Raw genomic sequence first — 1660 nt, 5'->3', positions numbered from 1 at the left:
CAGCGACAGGCTGAACATCAAGCAAATACGCGCCCATTGGGATGAAATTCTGCGGCTGGCCACCTCCATCAAGCAAGGCACGGTAACGGCTTCGCTGATGCTGCGCAAACTCGGCAGCTACCCGCGCCAGAACGGACTGGCCGTGGCCCTGCGCGAGCTGGGCCGGATCGAGCGCACGCTGTTCATCCTGGACTGGCTGCAAAGTGTTGAACTGCGCCGCCGCGTGCATGCCGGCCTGAACAAAGGTGAGGCGCGCAACTCGCTGGCCAGGGCGGTGTTCTTCAACCGCCTTGGGGAAATCAGGGATCGGAGCTTCGAGCAGCAGCGCTACCGGGCCAGCGGCCTCAACCTGGTGACGGCGGCCATCGTGTTGTGGAACACGGTATATCTGGAGCGTGCCACCAGTGCTTTGCGTGGCAACGGCACGGCGCTGGACGGCACATTGTTGCAATATCTGTCGCCGCTGGGGTGGGAGCACATCAACCTGACCGGCGATTACCTATGGCGCAGCAGCGCCAAGGTCGGTGCGGGGAAGTTTAGGCCATTGCGACCGCTGCCACCGGCTTAGCGTGCTTTATTTAATGAGATGGTCACTCCCTCCTTCCCGGTACTATGCTGAGGACAGGCTTTCATTCGGAGAACCATCATGGAAAACATTGCGCTTATTGGTATCGATCTGGGTAAGAACTCTTTCCATATTCATTGTCAGGATCATCGTGGGAAGGCCGTTTACCGTAAAAAATTCACCCGACCAAAGCTAATCGAATTTCTGGCGACATGCCCGGCAACAACCATCGCGATGGAAGCCTGTGGCGGTTCTCACTTTATGGCACGCAAGTTGGAAGAGTTGGGGCATTCCCCAAAGCTGATATCACCACAATTTGTCCGCCCGTTCGTTAAAAGCAATAAAAACGACTTTGTCGACGCCGAAGCTATTTGTGAAGCTGCATCGCGTCCGTCTATGCGTTTTGTGCAGCCCAGAACGGAATCTCAGCAGGCAATGCGGGCTCTGCATCGTGTCCGTGAATCCCTGGTTCAGGATAAGGTAAAAACAACCAATCAAATGCATGCTTTTCTGCTGGAATTTGGCATTAGCGTTCCCCGAGGAGCTGCCGTTATTAGCCGACTGAGTACCATTCTTGAGGATAATAGTTTGCCTCTTTACCTCAGCCAGTTATTGCTGAAATTACAACAGCATTATCACTATCTTGTTGAGCAGATTAAAGATCTGGAATCCCAGTTGAAACGAAAGTTGGACGAAGATGAGGTTGGACAGCGCTTGCTGAGCATTCCCTGCGTCGGAACACTGACAGCGAGTACTATTTCAACTGAGATTGGCGACGGGAAGCAGTACGCCAGCAGCCGTGACTTTGCGGCGGCAACAGGGCTTGTACCTCGGCAGTACAGCACGGGAGGTAGGACGACATTGCTGGGAATTAGTAAGCGAGGTAATAAAAAGATCCGAACTTTGTTGGTTCAGTGTGCCAGGGTATTCATACAAAAACTGGAACACCAGTCTGGCAAATTGGCCGATTGGGTCAGGGATTTACTGTGCCGGAAAAGCAACTTTGTCGTCACTTGTGCTCTGGCAAACAAGCTGGCCAGAATAGCCTGGGCCCTAACGGCACGACAGCAAACTTATGTAGCATAACGGCAGAAA

At 53.4% G+C, this 1660-nt stretch carries 2 protein-coding genes; both read left to right on the top strand.

All coding sequences use genetic code 11. The features are described 5' to 3' along the window. Window positions 1-568, top strand: a 568-nt coding sequence (locus R7Z78_RS24195) for a Tn3 family transposase (RefSeq protein ID WP_169643879.1), incomplete at its 5' end; no start/stop codon positions are given. A gap of 78 nt (window positions 569-646) precedes the next feature. After that, window positions 647-1651 (top strand): IS110-like element IS4321 family transposase, encoded by a 1005-nt coding sequence (locus R7Z78_RS24190; protein ID WP_080491134.1) that lies wholly within the window; start codon window positions 647-649, stop codon window positions 1649-1651. Window positions 1652-1660 lie beyond the last annotated feature (9 nt).

Source organism: Vibrio sp. 1167, assembly GCF_033340375.1.
Taxonomy (GTDB): domain Bacteria; phylum Pseudomonadota; class Gammaproteobacteria; order Enterobacterales; family Vibrionaceae; genus Vibrio; species Vibrio alginolyticus.
This window is presented reverse-complemented; position numbering and strand designations above follow the sequence as displayed.